The sequence below is a fragment of the Mycolicibacterium chitae genome (assembly GCF_900637205.1).
In the GTDB taxonomy this organism is placed as follows: Bacteria; Actinomycetota; Actinomycetes; order Mycobacteriales; family Mycobacteriaceae; genus Mycobacterium; species Mycobacterium chitae.
Map to the genome: position 1 here is coordinate 4304404 of NZ_LR134355.1, position 18102 is coordinate 4322505.

Here is an 18102-nt window from a genome sequence, read left to right on the forward strand (position 1 = left end):
GAGTGCCATGCTCGCCGTCCTGTTCGCCCACGCGGTCGCTGCCACTGTCGCGCCGCTGTTGGTGAACAGGTGGGGGCGCCGCGCGTTCTACCCGCTGGCACTCGTGCCGCTGCTGTCGCTGATCTGGGTGGTCGTCTACTGGCCCACCGCGGAGAACCGCGGCGATGCGGCCCACCACGTGCGCATCGAGTGGGTGCCCGAGCTGGCGATGGACATCGACCTGCGGTTCGACACCCTGGCCGCGATCATGAGCGTGCTGGTGCTGGCCATCGGCGCGTTGGTGCTGTTCTACTGCGGCAGCTACTTCCACCATCGCGACGGCCGCATCGAGAACCGGCTGCCCAGCTTCGCCGCCGAACTGGTCGCGTTCTCCGGCACCATGTTCGGCCTGGTGGTCGCCGACAACACGCTGCTGCTCTACGTCTTCTGGGAACTGACCACGGTGCTGTCGTTCCTGCTGGTGGGCCACTACGCCGAGCGGGCCACCAGCCGCCGCGCCGCCACCCAGGCGCTGCTGGTCACCACCTTCGGCGGGCTGGCGATGCTGGTCGGCATCGTGATCCTGGGCCAGTACTCCGGGACCTATCTGCTCTCCGAGCTGGTGGCCAACCCGCCGACGGGCCTGGTCATCGACATCGCGCTGATCCTGGTCCTGGTGGGCGCGCTGTCGAAGTCCGCGATCGTGCCCATGCACTTCTGGCTGCCCGGCGCCATGGCCGCGCCCACCCCGGTCAGCGCCTACCTGCACGCGGCGGCCATGGTGAAGGCCGGGGTCTACCTGATCGCCCGGATGACGCCCGGCTTCGCCGACGCGGCGCCCTGGCGGCCGATGGTGGTGATCCTCGGCGTGGCGACCATGTTGCTGGCCGGCTGGCGGGCCGTGCGCGAATACGACCTCAAGCTCATCCTGGCCTTCGGCACGGTGAGTCAGCTGGGCCTGATCACGGTGCTGGTCGGCGCCGGCGGCGGCAACCTGATGCTGGCCGGCCTGACCATGCTGTGCGCGCACGCGATGTTCAAGGCCGCACTGTTCATGGTGGTCGGCATCATCGACCACTCGACCGCCACCCGCGACATCCGTCGGCTGGCCTGGCTCGGCGATCGGGCGCCGTGGCTGTTCGCCATCGCGGCCCTGGCCGCCGCCAGCATGGCCTCGCTGCCGCCGTTCCTCGGCTTCATCGGCAAGGAAGCCGCCTTCGAGACGCTGCTGCACAGCCACGCCCTGGGCCCGTGGGCGCCCTATGTGTTGGCCGGTGTCGTCCTCGGCTCGTTGTTCACCACCATCTACAGCCTGCGCTTCCTGTGGGGCGCGTTCGCCCGCAAGGGGTTACGGGGTCCCAGCACGCGCGTCGCCGACCTGCACAAGCCGAAGGTGGCGTTCATGGCGCCGCCGGCCGTCCTGGCGCTGGCGGGCCTCGGCTTCGGGCTGGTGCCGGCCGCGCTGGAGCGCATCCTCGCGCCGTACGCGAACACGCTGCCGGGCGGCCTGGACTACCACCTGGCGCTGTGGCACGGGTTCAACCTGCCGCTGCTGCTGTCGGCGCTGGTGCTCGGCGGCGGCATCGCGGCGTTCTTCCTGCGCGCCCGGTTGCGCCGCACCCGCATCGGCTATCTGCCGCTGGGCAACGCCGACCGGATGTATGACTTCACGCTGCGCGCCCTGGACTTCCTGTCGATCAAGCTGACCGGTTCGACGCAGCGCGGCTCGCTGCCGGCCACCCAGTCGACCATCCTGATCACGCTGGTGCTGCTGCCTGTCGGCGTGCTGCTGCTGGGTGCGCGCGACCGTCCCGATATCGCGCTGTGGGACGAACCGCTGCAGGTGATCGTCGGCGTGCTGATGGTCTGCGGTGCGCTGGGCGCGGCGTTGCTGCGCAACCGGCTGGCCGCGGTGCTGCTGGTCGGGCTCACCGGCTACGGCTGCGGCGCCATCTTCGCCTTCCACGGCGCCCCCGACCTCGCGCTCACCCAGTTCCTGGTGGAGACGCTGACCCTGGTGGTGTTCGTGCTGGTGCTGCGCACGCTGCCGGCCGAGGCCGAGGTGGCCCAGATGCGCCGGTTCCGGCTGCCCCGGGCGCTGCTGGCGATCGCCGTCGGCTCCACCGTCACCGGCCTGGCCGCGTTCGCCATGGCCGCGCGCAACGGGCGCCCCATCGCCGACCTGCTGCCCGACGCCGCCTATCTGCGCGGCCACGGCGCCAACACCGTCAACGTCATCCTCGTCGACATCCGGGCCTGGGACACCCTGGGCGAGATCTCGGTGCTGGTGGTGGCCGCCACCGGCGTCGCCTCGCTGGTGTTCCGCAACCGGCGCTTCGGCGTCGCACCGCGCATCGCCGATGCCGGCCAACCCGACATCGGCATGATCAGCACCAGCTACAGCCCGGCCGTCGGCGACATCACCTGGCTGCGCGGCAGCGAATACCGCGACCCGCGCGCCCGCTCGCTGGTACTCGAGGTCGCCACCCGGCTGATCTTCCCGCTGATCATGGTGCTCTCCGCGTACTTCTTCTTCACCGGCCACAACACCCCGGGCGGCGGCTTCGCCGGCGGGCTCACCGCGGGCCTGGCGCTGGTGCTGCGCTACCTGGCCGGTGGCCGCTACGAACTCGGCGAGGCCCTGCCGCTGGACGCCGGCAAGATCCTGGGCGCCGGCTTGGCGCTGGCCGCCGGCACCGCCGTCGGCTCGCTGCTGCTGGGTGCGCCGCCGCTGTCCTCGGCGCTCATCGAGTTCGACGTCCCGATCCTGGGCGACGTCAAATTCGTCACCGCGCTGTTCTTCGACCTCGGCGTCTACCTGATCGTGGTCGGGCTGGTGCTCGACGTGCTGCGCAGCCTCGGCGCCCGCCTCGACGAAGAGGTCTCCAGCTGGGCGCACGTGCCGAAGGCGGGGGTGCGATGACCCCCTATCTCCTCCAGTTGATCCTGATCGGCGCGCTCGTCAGCTGCGGCGTGTACATGCTGCTGGAACGCAACCTGACCCGGATGCTGCTGGGCCTGCTGCTGATGAGCAACGGCATCAACCTGCTGATCCTGTCCGCGGGTGGACGCGCGGGCAATCCGCCGGTGTACGGGCGCAGCAGCGCCGACGGAACCACCACCGCCGATCCGCTGGCGCAAGCGATGATCCTCACCGCCATCGTGATCACCATGGGCGTGGCCGCCTTCGTGCTCGCGCTGACCTACCGCTCCTACCGACTGACCACCGCCGAGGAGGTCGCCGACGATATCGAGGACACCAGCATCTCGAAGGCCGCCGAAATCGCGGACATCTCCGACATCGACGACGCCGACGACATCGACGAGGCCGCCATCACCCATCCCGACACCGACGAACCCGACGAGCTCGACGCCCTGCCGGGCCGGGAGGGGTCGCGTTGATCTCCGAACACCTCGGCCCGGGGCTGGTGCCGCTGCCGGTCCTGATCTCGTTGCTCGGCGCGGCGGTGTCGCTGATCGCCGGCCGGCGGCCCCGGCTGCAGCGGTTCCTCACGCTGTTCTCGCTGTCGGCCATCGTCGCGGTCTGCGCGGTGCTGCTGTATCTGTCCGACCGGTACGGCACCATCGCCGTGCACGTCGGCGGCTGGGGCGAATCCGAGCCCGGGATGGGACCGCTGGGCATCACGCTGGTGGTCGACCGGCTCTCGGCGCTGATGCTGATCGTGTCCACGGTGGTGCTGCTGACGGTCGTCTACTACGCCATCGGGCAGGGTATCCGCGACGGCGACGAGCAGCAGCCGGTGTCGATCTTCCTGCCGACCTACCTGGTCCTGTCGGCGGGCGTGTGTTACGCCTTCCTGGCCGGTGACCTGTTCAACCTGTTCGTCGGCTTCGAGGTGCTGCTGACCGCGAGCTTCGTGCTGCTGACCATCGGGGCGAGCAAGGACCGGGTGCGTGCCGGCATCACCTACGTGATGGTCTCGATGGTCTCGTCGATGGTCTTCCTGTTCGGCCTGGCCCTGGTCTACGCGGCCACCGGCACGCTGAACATGGCCGAACTCGCGCTGCGCCTCGACGACGTCAGCAGCGGCACCCGCAGCGCGCTGTTCGCCGTGCTGCTCGTCGCGTTCGGCATCAAGGCCGCGGTCTTCCCGCTGTCGGCCTGGCTGCCCGACTCCTACCCCACCGCGCCCGCGCCCGTCACCGCGGTGTTCGCCGGCCTGCTGACCAAGGTCGGCGTCTACGCGATCATCCGGGCGCACTCGCTGCTGTTCCCGGGCGGTGAACTGGACGGCATCCTGCTGGTCGCCGCGCTGCTGACGATGCTGGTCGGCATCCTGGGTGCGATCGCCCAGAACGACATCAAACGTCTGCTGTCCTTCACCCTGGTCAGCCACATCGGCTACATGGTGTTCGGCGTCGCGCTGTCCACCCAACTGGGTATGTCCGGCGCCATCTACTACGTGGCGCACCACATCATCGTGCAGACCACGCTGTTCCTGGTGGTGGGCCTGATCGAGCGGCAGGCCGGGGCCTCGACGCTGCGCCGGATCGGCGGGTTGGCCGCCGCCAGCCCGGTGCTGGCCTTCGTGTTCGTGGTGCCCGCGCTCAACCTCGGCGGCATTCCGCCGTTCTCGGGCTTCATCGGCAAGGTGGCGCTGCTCGAGGCCGGTGCGGAGGTCGGCTCGGTGTTGGCCTGGGTGCTGGTCGGCGGCTCGGTGGTCACCAGCCTGCTGACCCTCTACGTGGTGGCCCGGGTGTGGACCAAGGCGTTCTGGCGCGAGCGGGTCGACGCCCCCGAGGGCGAACTCTCGGCGGCCTCCCCGTCGGCGCTGCTGGAGGACTCCGACGACGACGTGGTGTTCGCCGACCGCGACGACGTCGGCCGGATGCCGCTCGGCATGTTGTTGCCGACGGGCGCGCTGATCGCGGTGGGCGTGTGCCTGACCGTGTTCGCCGGGCCCATCATCGGCTACAGCGACCGCGCCGCCGATCAGGTTCTCGACCGCAACCAGTACATCTCGTCGGTGGTGGGTGATCGCCCATGAAGAAATTCACCGGCCGCTGGCTGGTCCTGCGGATCTGGATGTTGATCTGGCTGACGCTGGTCTGGATCCTGTTGTGGGGCAACTTCTCGGCGGCCAACGTGATCAGCGGCCTGACCCTCGCGCTGATCATCACGGTGCTGCTGCCGCTGCCGCCCGTCCCGGTGGAGGGCCGCGTCCACCCCATCTCGCTGGCCTATCTCATCCTGCGGGTGGCGTGGTCGCTGGTGCTGTCCAGTACCCAGATCGCGTGGCTGGCCATCCGGCCGACGGGACCGCCGATCACCGCGGTGCTGCGGGCGCACATGAACCTCAAGTCCGATCTGGTGCTCGCGCTGTCGGTCAACATCATGAACGTCATCCCGGGATCGATCGTGCTCGAGATCGACCAGGAACGCCGGATGCTCTACGTGCACGTCATCGACGCCAGCACCGAGCAGGCGGTGAGCAAGTTCTATCGGCAGGCCGCCTGGGTGGAGCGGCTCCTGATCCGCGCCTTCGAGCGGGACGAGGAGTGGCGACCCGCGGCCAACGGCAACAATGGCCGCAACAGCAACGGCCACAACGGCGATGGCCACAACAGCAACAATGACGGGGCGGATGCGGAGGTGGAGCGCACATGATCGTCGTCTGGGTCCTGGCCGGCATCATGCTGTCGTCGGCCGCGGCCATCACCATGTTCCGGCTGCTGTCGGGCCCCAGCACGCTGGACCGGCTGGTGTCGCTGGACACCATGATCGCGGTGACCATGTGTGGGATCGGCACGTGGGCCGCCTTCAGCCTGGACAGCACGGTCACCTACAGCATGGCCGCGCTGTCGCTGATCAGCTTCGTCGGTTCGGTCAGCATCGCCCGGTTCCGGGTGCCGGACACCGAGAGTCCGGAGGTCACCCGATGAACCTGAGCGACCTGAACCTGACCGACGTCATCGCCGGCACGCTGATCCTCGGCGGCTCGGCGCTGGCCCTGACCGCGGCCATCGGTGTGGTGCGCTTCCCCGACACGCTGTCGCGCATGCACGCCGCCACCAAGCCACAGGTGCTCGGGCTGCTGCTGGTGCTCTCCGGCGCCGCGACCCGGATGCAGGGCAACGCCGATATCGGCATGCTCATCCTGACGGGCCTGTTCACGGTGATCACCGCGCCGGTGATCGCGCAGCGGGTGGGCCAGTTGGCTTACCGGGAGCAGAATCTCGAGGACCGGCTCACGGTCGACGAGATGCGTAACGAACGGGAACGCGACGCCGCCCCGGATCGCTAGCTCAGTCCAGATTCCCCCACAGCTGGTCCTGGTCGCGGGCCGGCAGCTCGAGCATCATCGTGGTCAACCGCCGCACCTCGGGGTCGTGGGTCAGTTCCAGCCAGCGCAGATCGTTGTCCAGCCGGACCAGATACTGCAGGTCCTCCTCGTCGTAGGTGTCGGCGAAGTACACCGGCAGCACCCCGAAGAATTCGGCCAACGCGTTCACCGTCGCCTCCGAGGGCCGCTTGCGGTTCCCGCGCCGCAGCTGCGACAGGTACGGCGCCGAGATGTACACCCCGCGGTCGGCCAGCGCGCGCAGCACCTCGGAGTTCGTGTACGGGCCCTGCCCCGGCGCCCGGATGGTCTCGAACAGCCGGTTGAGCCGGTCGGCGACCGCACCGCCGCGCCGCTGCCGCCCCGAGCGCCCGGCCGCGGCCGGGCCCGGCTGCGACGACGACGTCACGGCGCCGGCCTCGCCCCGCCGGACCTGCTCGGTGACGTCGCGGGACGTGCACAGGATCTCCCGGATGCGGCCGTCGTCCCCCTCGATCGGCGTCAGCACGTTGTCCCAGTACTGCGGCTGCCCGTCGGGGCCCATGGTGACCCCGGCGAAGGAGGACCGGCTGCCGTCGACGGCGTCGCGCAGCGCCCGCAGGCCCTGACTGCGAATCTGCTCGGGGAGCAGATCCAGCCACGGCATGCCGAAATCCCGCTCGTCGTGGTCGAGTCCGAGCGCCACGCAGCCGCGCTGATTCATGTGCAGCAGTACGCCGTCGGTGCGCAGGATCTTCAGGCAGTCGGTGCCGGTGCGCCAACCGCGCTCGGGTCGCGAGGGCGCGCCGGTCGGCGGGGTGATCGCGACGTCGCCGACGGCGTCGGGAGCGTCGGCACGCAGTTGCCACAGCGCCGATCGGCCGCGGCTCTCGATCTTGGCGACGTCGCCGCGGCGCGCCAAGATCGCCAGGCTGCGATACAACGTCTCGTTCAACACGTAGACGTCGAAGGCGATCGACAGCCGTCGCCGAAGTTCGGCGGTACTGAGGGGCCGGTCCGACTCGGCGAGCGCGGTGAGGATGAGGCCGCGGATCGGCTCGCCCGAAGCCCTACTCGCCATCGCCACGACCCCACCCGGCAGCAAACACCGCCCGGCCGTCGGTCCCGACAAAACGGGCGGGCCCGCCCCACCACTCCGGAATGTGCCCGGGCGAGCGCGAGACCAGCGCGGATTCGGGCCGCACCCGCGCGCCATGATGCGGTACGGACACTTTCAGCAAATTCCAGACCTCGGCCGGACGGTGTCGATATCGCCGCAGCACTGCGCGATCCCCCTTTCATTCGCTAACTTCGCGACACGTACGCCACGCTCCGCTACGGGCGCGGTCGCGACGCGCGGCATTGTTTGCTCCAGCTATTCCGTCACCTGCGGACCGAGCGCGCAATGAGCAAATCAATGAGCCATCAGTTAATGGCGGATAGCTCTTGTACGCTGGGCACAAATCCCGCCGGGACACAGAACAGGTAGCGCAGTTGGCCGACGATCTCACCATCGACGAGTTCGCCCGCGTCACGAACACGTCGGCACGCAACGTGCGGGCCTACCACGAGCGTCGCGTGCTACCGCCGCCCCGCATGGTCGGCCGGACCGGCTACTACCAAGACCTGCACATCCAGCGGATGGCCGCCATCCAGGCGCTGCAGGCCGAGGGGTTCTCGCTGGCCGCGGTGCGGGCCCTGCTGGACGCCTGGGAATCGGGCACCACCATCGACGAATTGGTGGGCGCCAAACACGACCGGGCGGCCACCCGCAGCGGTGCCATCGACCTGTCGGCTTTGTATCCGTTGACCAAGTTCCGGCGGCCGGGACCGCACCCCGACCACATCGCTCGCGGCCGACTGGTGGGTCTGCTGCGCGGCGACAACAGCCCGCACGTCCAACTGACCGCGCCGGGCGGCAGCGGCAAGTCCACGCTGGCCGCCGAGCACGTCCGGACCCTGGCGGGCGATTGCGCGTGGGTTTCGCTGGATTCCGAGGACGACGAGGCCAGCCGATTCTGGACCGCGGTGCTGATCGGGATCCGCACCGCCCGAGCCGATTTCGGCAGTGATCTGCTGAGCCGGCTGACCGGCGGTGCCGACGCCGACGCGGTGCTGATCGACATGGCCGACATCTTGTCCGACCGCTCCCTGTCCGATCGCGAGGACGGGCTGACCGTGGTGCTCGACGACCTGCACCACGTCGGCGACGAGGCGGTGATGCGCCAGCTGCAGTGGTTCCTCACCCACGTCCATCCCGCGTGCTGCCGGCTGTTGATCTGCTCGCGCACCCGGCCCCGATCGCGGCGGCCCGGCTGGCCATCGGCGGCCACCTGGTGGTGCTGGACACCGAGGACCTGGCCTTCGACCGGGCCGAGACCCGCGAGCTGCTGATCGACCGGCTGAAGGTCGAACTGACCCCCGAGCAGGTGGACCACATCGTCGAACGCACCGACGGCTGGCCGGCCGGCATCTACCTGGCCGGCATGGCGCTGCGCAACGGGGCCGCGCCGGCGTCCGTCCTGCAGGCGCTGACCCAGCCGGACCGTCGCACCCACGAGTACTTCTCCGAGGAGGTGCTCACCCTGCTCGAACCCGCCCAGCTGCGGTTCCTGGAGGAGATCGCCATCCTCGAACGCTTCAATCCCGAACTGTGCGACCACATTCGGGATGCCACGGATTCCCGGCAGCTGCTCGACGAACTCGATGACAACCTGTTCGTCGTCGCGCTGGACGATGCGGGGTACTGGAAACGGTTGCACCACACCTTCGGTGCGGTGCTGCGGGCCCGCGCGGCCACCGGCGAGCAACTCATCGAGCGGCACCGCCGCGCCGCGGACTGGTACCGACAGCACGATCAGCTGCCCGAGTCCGTGCACCACCTGATCGAGGCCGGCGAGTTCAACGCGGCCGCTCGGCTGATCGGCGCCCTGTATCCGACCATCGTCAACGTCAGCAATCAGGGCGCGGTGGTCAACCGCTGGCTCGACAAGCTGCCGCCGGAGCTGATCACCAAGTCCACGACGCTGAGCCTGGCCACCGCCGTGCTGGCCGGGCTGCGCGGCGACACCACCGACATGGCCGCGTGGCTGGCCAATACCGAAGCGCTGTCGAGGAATCCGAACGGGTCCACCACCACGCTGTCGCTGGTGTACTTCGTGCGCGGCTGCTTCCACTTCGGCGCCGTCGAGCAGGCTCTGGAGTGGGCGCGCACCGGCTGCCGGCTGTGTCCCCGCGACCACGTGTGGATGCCCATGCAGATGGCCTCGGCGGCGCTACTGTGCTGCTGGGTCGACGGCCCCGGCGACGAGGTGCTGGCCCTGTGCGAGGAGGTGCTGGCGCTGCCGGCCAGCGCCGGGCAACCCATCGCGCTGGCGGGCGCCTGGGCGCTCAAGGCCGTCGTGCTGGCCGGCCGCGGCGAGCGGCCCGGGGCCTCGGCGGCGATCCGGACGGCCAGCGAGATCCGGGCGAACTCCCAGCTGAACCGGGTCCCGCAGTCGGTGAACACCTGGACCTCGACGGCGCGGGCGCACCGCCTGCTCGGCGAGATCGACGCCGCGGCCGCCGACGCCGCCAACGGCTACGCCCTCCTGGCCGACAGTCCGACCGAGCGCGACGGCACCGGCGCGATGGTCCCGCTGCTCATCGAACTCACCCACGCCCGACGGCTGCAGGGTCGCGACGCCGAGGCCCGCCGGTACGCCGCCGAGGCGCAGCGCCGGCTGCGCGACGTCACGGGCGCGGGTCGGCTGCCCGCGATGCTCGCCGAGGCCGGCGCCGGGCTGTGAACTCGGTCCGGGATCTCAGTCCGGGTTCGAGGCCTGGAACCGCGCCATGGCGTCGACGGTCTCGACGGCCTCCCGTAGCGCCGTCAGCCGCTGCGTCGGGCCGGGCGCGGCCAGCACCGCGTAGCGGTCCGCCGGACCGATCGGCACGCAACCGGCCAGCGCGTACAACCGCGCCCCCGGCTCGGTGGGCAACGCCCCCAGCACCGAGTCGCGGCTGGTCAGCTGGATGTCGCGGGCCGCGGCGAGGAACTCCAGCAGCGACCAGATGTCGTCCTCGAGCGCGGCCATCGCCGTGTCCATCTGAGCGGCACCGGCCCCGCCGGGTTCGTCGGGCCACTGCTCGATGACGGCGCGCGGAAACGGGTCGTCGGGCAGCCATTCGGTGACCCGGAACCGTTCCTGGACACTGCATTTCAGCTGATACCGCCCGGCACCGTGATCGGCGTACTGCACGATCCGGGCCAGCGCTCCCACGTCGTGGCGTTCGTCGCCGCCGCCGACCTCGCGGCCGCGGGCGATCAACACCACGCCGAAGGCCGGATCGTCAGTGTCCAGGCAGGCGCGCACCAGCGCCGAATACCGCGGCTCGAAGACCCGCAGCGGCAGCGACTCCCCGGGCAGCAGGGCCGACTGCAACGGGAACATCGGCGTCGGGGCCGTCATGGCGTCAGCCTATTCCTCCAACTCGGCGACCAGGGCGTCCACCACGGCGCGCAGGTCGCCGTCGTGCTCCTCGGCGACCCGGCGCTGCCGCTGATAGGACGCCCCCAGCCGGGGGATGTCGGCCACGGAATCGAGTTCGTCGACGCAGCCCAGCGAGCGGGCCACCGGCTGCAGCCGGGTCAGTACGTCGTCGAGGTCCTCGGTGACCAGCCGCTCGTTGCTGTCCGCGTCGAGGATGATGACCGCGTCCAGGCCGTAGCGCGCGGCGCGCCACTTGTTCTCCTGCACATGCCAGGGCGGCATGGTGGGCAGGGCCGCGCCGGAATCCAGGCGCCGGTCCAGGTCCACGATCAGGCAGTGCGTCAGGGCCACCAGCGCGGCGAGTTCGCGCACGTTGGAGACCCCGTCGAAGATGCGCACCTCGATGGTGCCCAGATGCGGCGAGGGCCGGATGTCCCAGCGGACCTCGTTGATGTGGTCGATGATGCCGGTCTTCTTCTGATCGGCGACGAAACCCTCGAATTCGTCCCAGGTTTGGAATTGGAACGGCAGCCCCGCGGTGGGCAACTGCTGGAACATCATCGACCGGTTGCTGGCGTAGCCGGTGTCCTCCCCGGCCCACCACGGCGAGGACGCCGACAGCGCCAGCAGGTGCGGGTACTGGTTGAGCAGCGCGGAGATGATCGGCATCACCTTGTGCGACGACGACACCCCGACGTGCACGTGCACACCCCAGATCAGCATCTGCCGACCCCACCACTGGGTGCGCTTGATCAGCTCCGCGTAGCGCGGCGCGTCGGTCAGCTGCTGGGTGTCCCAGGTGGCGAAGGGGTGCGTGCCCGCGCAGAACAACTCCATGTCGCGGGACCGCACCACCTGCTTGACCGAGCGCAGCGTGCCGCGCAGGTCGTCGACCGCCTCGGCGGTGTTGCGGCAGATGCCGGTGACCACCTCGATGGTGTTGCGCAGCAGTTCCTTGTGGACGTGCGGGTTCTCACCGAATTCGGCGATGACCTCCGCGGCGTTGTTGCTCAGGTCGCGGGTGTCGGCGTCGACGAGGGCAAACTCCCATTCGACTCCGACCGTGGGCCGGTAGGAGCCGGCGAACTCGATGTGGGCGCTACTCCCCAGAGATGACACCGCAGGCCACTCGCTTACCGGCGTCACCGGTGGCCATGGTGGTCTCGTCCGGACCCGGGGTGCCGTTGACCTGGTTGTAGCGCTCCGGCGGGATGTTGGCGAAGTTGTCGGCCTGCTCGTGGATCATGATCGACGTCTGATCGCCGTCGAGCAGGTCGTCCTGGGTGAACGCGTCGGTGGTGGTCACCAGCAGGGCGGACCCGTCCTGGCGCACCTGCAGCGAGGTCAAGTCACCGCTGGCGGGGTGTCCGCTGTGGCCGGGAACCTGGAAATGGCCACCGGCCGAGAGGAAGTCGCCGGGGGCGCCGCCGTCGGGGGCCACCGAGTTGGGCTCACACTTGCCGACCGAATGCAGGTGCAGACCGTGGAAACCGGGGGTGAGCTTGCCGGTGCCGGTGGTCTCGACGGTGACGGTGGCGTAGCCGCTGCTGAACTCGAAGGTCGCGGTGGCGACCTGCGCGCCGGACGCATCGTTGATGGGCACCGTCAGCGTGTCGGCGCTCCCGGAACCGTGGGCTTCGCCGTGTCCCTCGTCAACTCCCGACGGTGCGGGCGAGCCGGTCCAGATGGACGGCGTGGTGCCCGGGGCGTCGCTGGGGTTCTCCCCCGGAGGCGAGCAGGCGGCGAGCAGGGCAACAGGGGCGGCAAACAAAAGTGCGGCGGCTGGCTTGACCATGAGCCAAAGCCTAACCTGTGACGACTACGACGACGCCCGGTGGCTGCTCGACAAGTTCGAGGAGTCGCGGTTCGACCGGAGCTTCCAGTACCCGGCCCAGTTCCTCGGCCGCGGCCTGCTCCCCCTCGGCGTCGCCGAAGTACACCGTCGTGACCTGGACGCTGGGCAGCGTCAGGTTTCCGGTCTCGGTGACCGTCCAGCCCTCGTCGCGCAACCGGGTGGCGGTGCGATCGGCCGCGCCGGCGACCTCGGAGATGTTGTAGACCCGCACGTCGGCCCGCGGAGCGGCCTCTTCCTCCTCGGGCGCGGCCTCCTCTTCCGAGGTGGGCGTCGCCGAGGTGGTGACGGTGGTCGTGGTGGCGGCCTCGTCGTCGGCGTCACCGCTGCCGCCCAGGGCTTGGAAGCCGACCAGGAGGAAAATGACCCCCAGGAACAGCAGCACCATCACCATGGCGCGCAGCGGTAGGCCTGAGGAGTCCGGGACGCGCTCGTTCATCCGGCCCAGCCTAGCGGGTGAAAAATCAGGTGACCTCGAAGCCCAACCGGCGGGCGGCGCGCGCCTTCTGCCGGCTGGCCCGGAGCCGACGCAGCCGCTTCACCAGCATCGGGTCGGCCGCCAGCGCCTCGGGACGGTCCACCAGCGCGTTGAGCACCTGGTAGTAGCGGGTGGCCGACATCGAGAACAGCTCCTTGATGGCTTCTTCCTTCGCGCCGGCGTACTTCCACCATTGCCGTTCGAAAGCCAGAATGTCGTGCTCACGACGGGTCAGCCCATCGGTGAGCTCAGCGTCATCGCCCGACCGCTCAGCCCTTGCCATGGCGCCGTCCATAATCGTCTTTTGGCCCTTTCGCCAATCAAATTCCATCGCTGTCGTCTGCGGCAACATTCAACCACGCCTGCAACAGATGACACGGCAAGAAGCCCCGCGCGTCGGCTGACTTAAGCTTGCCGACCATGGCAGTCAGACCAATTGTGATCGTGGGAGATCCCGTCCTACACACAGCGACCCAACCCGTCCCGGTCGGCGCGGACGGTTCGCTGCCCGCGGATCTGGCCGAACTGATCGCGGACATGTACGACACCATGGACGCCGCCTACGGGGTCGGCTTGGCCGCCAATCAGATCGGCGTGTCCAAACGCGTGTTCGTCTACGACTGCGCCGACGAGCGGGGCAAGACCGCGCGCCGGCGCGGCGTGGTGGTCAACCCGGTCCTCGAGACCTCCGAGGTGCCCGAGACCATGCCGGACCCCGAGAACGACGACGAGGGCTGCCTCTCCGTCCCCGGCGAGTCCTTCCCCACCGGCCGCGCCCAGTGGGCCCGGGTGACCGGACTGGACGCCGACGGCAACCCGGTCACCCTCGAGGGCGAGGGGCTGTTCGCCCGGATGCTGCAGCACGAGACCGGGCACCTCGACGGCTACCTGTATCTGGACCGGCTGGTCGGCCGGCACGCCCGCGCCGCGAAGAAGACCGTGAAGCGCAACGGTTGGGGTGTGCCCGACCAGTCCTGGATGCCGGGCGAGGTACCCGACCCGTTCGGTCACTGACGTGTCGGTCGAGTTACCCGCGGTGGGTAGCCGGGTCAGCCTGCGGTACCGGCTGCCCGCGGGCTCGGACAAACCGCTGACCGACGTGGTGGGCCATCTCGACCGCGGGGCACCGGACCTGGTGATCCGCACCAAGTCCGGCGAACTCGTCGAGGTGCCCATCGCCGACGTGGTCAGCGTGCGCGAACTCTCCCACGCCCCGGTGCGCAACTCGCAGATCCGCGCCGTCGAGCACGCGGCGGCGATGGCCTGGCCCGGCGTCGAACAGCAGTGGTTGCACGGCTGGTTCCTGCGCGCCGGTCACGGCGTCACCCGGCGCGCCAACTCCGCGGTGCCGCTGGATGTTTCGGCGCACCTGGCCGGGCTGGCCGATGTTGCCGCCTGGTATCGCGAGCGCGGCCTGCCGGCGTGGCTGGCGCTGCCCGAGCGGCTGCTGCCGGTGCGCGCGGCGGGCGTCGAGGCCTACCGGGTGATGGTGCGCGACACCGGGATCGAGCCCGCGAAGGGCTCGGCGAGGGACTTCGCGAAGGGCTCGGTGAGCTTCGCGGCCCTCCCCGACGCGGCCTGGCTCGCGACCTATCGTCGCGACGTCCCGGCCGATGTGCTCACGGCCGTGGTCGACGGCGAGGTCACCTTTGCCGCGCTGGGGTCCGCGGCGGTGGCGCGCGGCGCGGTCACCGCCGCCCACGACGGCACCCGCTGGCTGGGCATCTCGTCGCTGCGGGTGGTCGAGGAGCAGCCGGCGGTTGCGGAGCAAGGTCGCGGGCACGCGCGCGCACTCTGCGCGGCGCTGCTGGCCTGGGGCGCCGAGCGCGGCGCCGCCCGCGCCTACGTGCAGGTGCCCGACCACGACGCGGCCGCGGTGGCGCTGTACACCGCGGCGGGCTTCCGGCTGCATCACAGCGGCCGATATGTGGATGCGCAATCGTTGCTGGGCCTTACGATTTAGCGCATGAGCCAACCGGCAGGGCCGCCGAAGCGACTGTGGCAGCGGATGACGCTGGCCCGCTGGCGCAAGACGGGGGTGGTGGCGGTGCTCGCGGTGACCGCCGCGTTCGGCGGACTGCAGGACGCCGACCACGTGACCCCCGTCGCGCTGGACTCCAGCTATGACACCGGCGGGATCGTGTTCACCGCGCACGCGGTCGAGGTGACCAGCACGCTGCCCTGGATCCGCTCGACCCTGACCCCCGACTGCCGGTTCGTGGTGCTCGACGCCACCGTCGAGAACACCGCCGATGCGGCCGCACCGTTCCCGACGGCGACCCCGATCGTCGGCCAGCCCGACGACTGCGCCACCCCCGACGAGCCCACCGCCACCGACGCCGTCGTGTTGGCCAACGTGCCCAACAACTTCGCCGGGGCGCTGCGCGTCCGCGACAACCAGACCGTGCCGCTCACCGAACCCGGTTTCACCGAGGAGATTCAGCTGGCTTGGGTGGTGTCCAGCAGCGACCTGGACCGGGTCGCCGAGTTGAGCTTCCGGTTCCGGAACATGTCGCAGGGCTACTCGACCTTCCGGATCTCCCGGCAGTGGCTCGCCGACGAGGACCGCTACGGCGAATTGACGCTGCCCAACCCGGTGGCCGCGTGACGAGCCCGGTGGCGCAGCGCCTGCTGCCGGTGGGGCGGGCGCTGTTGGCGGTGGCGCTGCTGGCGGCGGCGATGCTGCTGTGGAAGAACATGCCCACCAAGATGGACACCTGGGCGCCGATCCCCGTCGAGGCTCGCGTCGGCGAACGCGCCATCGGCCGCGATCTCGCGGTGACGGTGCACAGCGTGGACCTGGTGCGGGCGGTGACCTTCGCCCAGTCCGGCCAACTGACCCGCGTGCCCGCCACCGCGGCGTGGCTGGTGTTCTCGCTGACCTACGAACCCCTGCACGACCGTGACGGCCGGCCCGCCATGCGGTTGGTCGCCGACGGCCGCACCTTCCAGTCCTCGATCGGCAATTTCCGCGGGCCGCCGGTGCCGATCGGGGTGCCCAAGACCGGTGTCGCCGCCTTCGAGCTGCCGAGCATCCCGGCCGCGGCCGAGTTCAAGGTCGCCAACCAGACCCAGGAGAAGTGGGGCAATCCCCTCAACGCCCCGCTGGACTCCCAGATCTCGCTGCCCATCGACGTGGCCGCCATGCCGCTGGAAGACGCGGTGAACCTCGACGAGCTGGGGGCCGGATGAAGACGTGGCTGTTCCGGAACCGCTGGGCCTTTCCGGTCATCGTGGTGGCGGCCGCGTTGATCGGTGCGACGGTGGTGTACCCGGCGTGGTGGCGCAACATCGGCTACCTCGAGGCCGCGCACGCGGTGCCGGCCGGCGAGTCGACCGACATCGACGGTGTGCGGTGGGAGTTGTCACCCATTGCGCCACCGGATTTCGTCGCCGTCGAGACCGCCCCCGGCACCCGCCCGGTGCTGTACGTGCTGCGCCACGAACTCGCCGGCGCGACGTCCTCGGTCCCGGACACCTATTCGCGCTGCGCGGTGTCGTTCCTCGACGGCGAGGGCCGGCGCTGGTTGTCCAAGCCGATGCCGTTCGGCTCCTACTCCTGGTTGGAATCCGAAGGACTGAGCGCCGATTGCCGCAAGCCGCTGCCGTTGGTGGCCTACGCGCAGGTGCCCGCGGACGTCCAGATCACCGCCGTCGAACTGTTGTTGAGCCGCATCCCCGACGAGGACCTGCGGGTCATGCCCGACCAGTCAGAGCTGACGACGGTCATCCGATTCGACACCGGCTGACCGGGATTCGGCCTGCTGCGCCCGCACCTGCTCGACGCAGTACCAGTACGTGGCGGCGACCAGGCACACGCGCAGCGGCTCGATCAGCGCGCCGATCGCGATCCGGATCGCGTCGTCGAAGCTCTCCCACCACGGCCACGGATGCGGGCCCAACACCAGGGCGACCCAACGGAACAGGTAGCCGTCGTTGACCTTGATGTCGAAGTACGCACCACCCGGGGCGAGCACCAGCAGACCGATGTAGGCGGCGACGAAGAACGCGATCGGCAGCAGACCGCCGTGCAGGATCAACCGGCCCGCGTCGACGATCGAGCCGAACCGGCCGAACTGGCCGCGGACGAACTCCACCAGCCGGGATTGCACCTCCCCGGGGATCCGTTGCCAGCGCGGCTGCAGGACGTTGCGGCTGCGCTCCAGGGCGTGGGCGGCGGCCACGTCGGCGCGGTGGCCGAGCATCACCCGGCGCGCCCCGCTCCAGGTCGGGGTGAACGGGGCGCCGTACACCGCGGCGGTGATCGCCAGCCAGGCCAGCGACAGCCCCAGCACCGGGATCAGCAGCGCGACCAGCGCGCCCAGCCAGGTCCACCAGTCGTCGAGGATGACGAAGTGCGAGAACAGTTCGGCCCTGGTCTCGCCGATCCAGACCATCACCCGGCGCTCGGCGATCCACTTGGGCGAGCCGAACAGGGCCGACGCACCGGCCTGCAGGGTCAGGAAGATCCACAGCACCTCGAAGTAGACGGCCAGCGCCATCGTCCAGCGTGGCAGCTTGGCCCGGAAGCGGGTGATCAGCTGGCGCAGCACGAACGCGATGCCGATCACCGCCCAGACCTCACCGCCGGTATAGCCCGACGCGACCTCCCGGACCGCGTCCGCATCGCCCTGGAACACGGTGGTGAAGTCCACGGTGGTGACGTAGATGTAGTAGTCCTCGTAGATCAGCTTCCACGTGGTGTAGATGACCAGGAACGGCAGGATCGCGGTCAGCAGGATGTCGGTGGTCCCCCTGGGGTTCTGCCCGTCGTCCCCGACATGTTGCAGTGCGGGCGTCACGGACCGGATGGCCAGGAACATGCCCAGAAACGTCAGCAACCGCACGATGGGCGCCAACACGATCACCAGGCTGCCCCAGATGCGACCATGCGCCAGGCCCACCTCGATGGCGCCCTGCAGCACCCAGTACCGGACGAACCAACCCACGAGGTACAACGCAACCAGCGTCGGCCAGGTCTGCCACCACAGCCGGATCGTGTTCGTCGCGATCGTGAGCATCTGCGCGGCCCCCTTCCGG

20 protein-coding genes are annotated in these 18102 nt (G+C 69.9%); 13 read left to right on the plus strand and 7 right to left on the minus strand.

The annotated features are described in order from the left end of the window. The first annotated feature begins 7 nt into the window (after nucleotides 1-7). Genes EL338_RS20700 through mnhG form a run of 6 tightly spaced genes read left to right on the plus strand, consistent with a single transcriptional unit; the run spans nucleotide 8 to nucleotide 6245 of the window. Nucleotides 8-2902 (plus strand): Na+/H+ antiporter subunit A, encoded by a 2895-nt coding sequence (locus tag EL338_RS20700; RefSeq protein WP_126335461.1) that lies wholly within the window; start codon nucleotides 8-10, stop codon nucleotides 2900-2902. Then, complete coding sequence (locus EL338_RS20705) at nucleotides 2899-3381, plus strand: Na(+)/H(+) antiporter subunit C (protein ID WP_126335462.1); 483 nt, start codon at nucleotides 2899-2901, stop codon at nucleotides 3379-3381. The genes EL338_RS20700 and EL338_RS20705 overlap by 4 nt, the downstream gene beginning before the upstream one ends. Next, nucleotides 3378-4988, plus strand: a complete 1611-nt coding sequence (locus EL338_RS20710) for a Na+/H+ antiporter subunit D (protein ID WP_126335463.1) — start codon at nucleotides 3378-3380, stop codon at nucleotides 4986-4988. Before EL338_RS20705 ends, EL338_RS20710 begins: the two co-directional genes overlap by 4 nt. Then, nucleotides 4985-5608 (plus strand): Na+/H+ antiporter subunit E, encoded by a 624-nt coding sequence (locus tag EL338_RS20715; RefSeq protein ID WP_126335464.1) that lies wholly within the window; start codon nucleotides 4985-4987, stop codon nucleotides 5606-5608. Before EL338_RS20710 ends, EL338_RS20715 begins: the two co-directional genes overlap by 4 nt. Further along, nucleotides 5605-5883, plus strand: a complete 279-nt coding sequence (locus EL338_RS20720; protein ID WP_126335465.1) for a monovalent cation/H+ antiporter complex subunit F — start codon at nucleotides 5605-5607, stop codon at nucleotides 5881-5883. Before EL338_RS20715 ends, EL338_RS20720 begins: the two co-directional genes overlap by 4 nt. Nucleotides 5884-5894: 11 nt before the next feature. Then, nucleotides 5895-6245 (plus strand): monovalent cation/H(+) antiporter subunit G, encoded by a 351-nt coding sequence (gene mnhG, locus EL338_RS20725; RefSeq protein ID WP_126336997.1) that lies wholly within the window; start codon nucleotides 5895-5897, stop codon nucleotides 6243-6245. A gap of 1 nt (nucleotide 6246) precedes the next feature. Here mnhG and EL338_RS26955 read toward each other — a convergent pair whose 3' ends face one another. Beyond that, nucleotides 6247-7341 carry a PAS domain-containing protein gene (locus tag EL338_RS26955; RefSeq protein WP_163791865.1) on the minus strand — a complete coding sequence of 365 codons (1095 nt, stop codon included), beginning with the start codon at nucleotides 7339-7341 and terminating at the stop codon, nucleotides 6247-6249. Between the two features lie 413 nt (nucleotides 7342-7754). On the opposite strand from EL338_RS26955, the gene EL338_RS26645 reads away from it, so the two are divergent. Then, nucleotides 7755-8654 (plus strand): MerR family transcriptional regulator, encoded by a 900-nt coding sequence (locus EL338_RS26645; RefSeq protein ID WP_235666229.1) that lies wholly within the window; start codon nucleotides 7755-7757, stop codon nucleotides 8652-8654. A 92-nt stretch (nucleotides 8655-8746) separates the two neighbouring features. Beyond that, complete coding sequence (locus EL338_RS26970; RefSeq protein WP_494337386.1) at nucleotides 8747-10048, plus strand: winged helix-turn-helix domain-containing protein; 1302 nt, start codon at nucleotides 8747-8749, stop codon at nucleotides 10046-10048. Between the two features lie 15 nt (nucleotides 10049-10063). Here EL338_RS26970 and EL338_RS20740 read toward each other — a convergent pair whose 3' ends face one another. The 5 genes from EL338_RS20740 to napA are packed head-to-tail and all read right to left on the minus strand — an operon-like array spanning nucleotide 10064 to nucleotide 13357. After that, entirely contained in the window at nucleotides 10064-10711 is a 648-nt protein-coding gene (locus EL338_RS20740; protein ID WP_126335467.1) for an LON peptidase substrate-binding domain-containing protein, read from the minus strand. 9 nt (nucleotides 10712-10720) lie between these two features. Beyond that, nucleotides 10721-11851, minus strand: a complete 1131-nt coding sequence (locus EL338_RS20745; protein WP_126335468.1) for a glutamate--cysteine ligase — start codon at nucleotides 11849-11851, stop codon at nucleotides 10721-10723. Continuing rightward, nucleotides 11832-12527, minus strand: a complete 696-nt coding sequence (gene sodC / locus EL338_RS20750; protein WP_126335469.1) for a superoxide dismutase[Cu-Zn] — start codon at nucleotides 12525-12527, stop codon at nucleotides 11832-11834. The genes EL338_RS20745 and sodC overlap by 20 nt, the downstream gene beginning before the upstream one ends. 10 nt (nucleotides 12528-12537) lie before the next feature. Further along, nucleotides 12538-13023 (minus strand): LytR C-terminal domain-containing protein, encoded by a 486-nt coding sequence (locus tag EL338_RS20755; RefSeq protein WP_126335470.1) that lies wholly within the window; start codon nucleotides 13021-13023, stop codon nucleotides 12538-12540. Between the two features lie 25 nt (nucleotides 13024-13048). Next, the gene (gene napA / locus EL338_RS20760; protein ID WP_126336998.1) at nucleotides 13049-13357 is read right to left on the minus strand and encodes a nucleoid-associated protein NapA; all 309 of its coding nucleotides are present in this window, start codon (nucleotides 13355-13357) and stop codon (nucleotides 13049-13051) included. A gap of 125 nt (nucleotides 13358-13482) precedes the next feature. On the opposite strand from napA, the gene EL338_RS20765 reads away from it, so the two are divergent. The 5 genes from EL338_RS20765 to EL338_RS20785 are packed head-to-tail and all read left to right on the plus strand — an operon-like array spanning nucleotide 13483 to nucleotide 16811. Next, complete coding sequence (locus EL338_RS20765; protein ID WP_126335471.1) at nucleotides 13483-14076, plus strand: peptide deformylase; 594 nt, start codon at nucleotides 13483-13485, stop codon at nucleotides 14074-14076. Nucleotide 14077: 1 nt separating this feature from the next. Beyond that, the gene (locus EL338_RS20770) at nucleotides 14078-15025 is read left to right on the plus strand and encodes an N-acetylglutamate synthase, CG3035 family (protein WP_126335472.1); all 948 of its coding nucleotides are present in this window, start codon (nucleotides 14078-14080) and stop codon (nucleotides 15023-15025) included. Between the two features lie 3 nt (nucleotides 15026-15028). Continuing rightward, a complete protein-coding gene (locus tag EL338_RS20775) occupies nucleotides 15029-15670 on the plus strand; it encodes a hypothetical protein (protein WP_126335473.1) in 642 nt (213 codons plus the stop codon). Next, nucleotides 15667-16254, plus strand: a complete 588-nt coding sequence (locus EL338_RS20780) for a hypothetical protein (RefSeq protein WP_126335474.1) — start codon at nucleotides 15667-15669, stop codon at nucleotides 16252-16254. Before EL338_RS20775 ends, EL338_RS20780 begins: the two co-directional genes overlap by 4 nt. Continuing rightward, nucleotides 16251-16811, plus strand: a complete 561-nt coding sequence (locus EL338_RS20785) for a hypothetical protein (RefSeq protein ID WP_126335475.1) — start codon at nucleotides 16251-16253, stop codon at nucleotides 16809-16811. The genes EL338_RS20780 and EL338_RS20785 overlap by 4 nt, the downstream gene beginning before the upstream one ends. On the opposite strand, the gene EL338_RS20790 is transcribed toward EL338_RS20785, so the two are convergent. Beyond that, nucleotides 16773-18083, minus strand: coding sequence for a hypothetical protein (locus EL338_RS20790; protein WP_126335476.1), 1311 nt, complete (start codon nucleotides 18081-18083; stop codon nucleotides 16773-16775). The two genes, EL338_RS20785 and EL338_RS20790, sit on opposite strands and share 39 nt — an antisense overlap. Nucleotides 18084-18102 lie beyond the last annotated feature (19 nt).

Excerpts from the sequence above, each read along its gene's own strand:
- EL338_RS20700 (WP_126335461.1), top strand. The coding sequence starts at position 8 with ATGCTCGCCGTCCTGTTCGCCCACGCGGTCGCTGCCACTGTCGCGCCG.
- EL338_RS20705 (WP_126335462.1), top strand. The coding sequence starts at position 2,899 with ATGACCCCCTATCTCCTCCAGTTGATCCTGATCGGCGCGCTCGTCAGC.
- EL338_RS20715 (WP_126335464.1), top strand. The coding sequence starts at position 4,985 with ATGAAGAAATTCACCGGCCGCTGGCTGGTCCTGCGGATCTGGATGTTG.
- EL338_RS20720 (WP_126335465.1), top strand. The coding sequence starts at position 5,605 with ATGATCGTCGTCTGGGTCCTGGCCGGCATCATGCTGTCGTCGGCCGCG.
- EL338_RS26955 (WP_163791865.1), bottom strand. The coding sequence starts at position 7,341 with ATGGCGAGTAGGGCTTCGGGCGAGCCGATCCGCGGCCTCATCCTCACC.
- EL338_RS26970 (WP_494337386.1), top strand. The coding sequence starts at position 8,747 with ATGGCGCTGCGCAACGGGGCCGCGCCGGCGTCCGTCCTGCAGGCGCTG.
- EL338_RS20740 (WP_126335467.1), bottom strand. The coding sequence starts at position 10,711 with ATGACGGCCCCGACGCCGATGTTCCCGTTGCAGTCGGCCCTGCTGCCC.
- sodC (WP_126335469.1), bottom strand. The coding sequence starts at position 12,527 with ATGGTCAAGCCAGCCGCCGCACTTTTGTTTGCCGCCCCTGTTGCCCTG.
- EL338_RS20755 (WP_126335470.1), bottom strand. The coding sequence starts at position 13,023 with ATGAACGAGCGCGTCCCGGACTCCTCAGGCCTACCGCTGCGCGCCATG.
- napA (WP_126336998.1), bottom strand. The coding sequence starts at position 13,357 with ATGGACGGCGCCATGGCAAGGGCTGAGCGGTCGGGCGATGACGCTGAG.
- EL338_RS20765 (WP_126335471.1), top strand. The coding sequence starts at position 13,483 with ATGGCAGTCAGACCAATTGTGATCGTGGGAGATCCCGTCCTACACACA.
- EL338_RS20775 (WP_126335473.1), top strand. The coding sequence starts at position 15,029 with ATGAGCCAACCGGCAGGGCCGCCGAAGCGACTGTGGCAGCGGATGACG.
- EL338_RS20785 (WP_126335475.1), top strand. The coding sequence starts at position 16,251 with ATGAAGACGTGGCTGTTCCGGAACCGCTGGGCCTTTCCGGTCATCGTG.
- EL338_RS20790 (WP_126335476.1), bottom strand. The coding sequence starts at position 18,083 with ATGCTCACGATCGCGACGAACACGATCCGGCTGTGGTGGCAGACCTGG.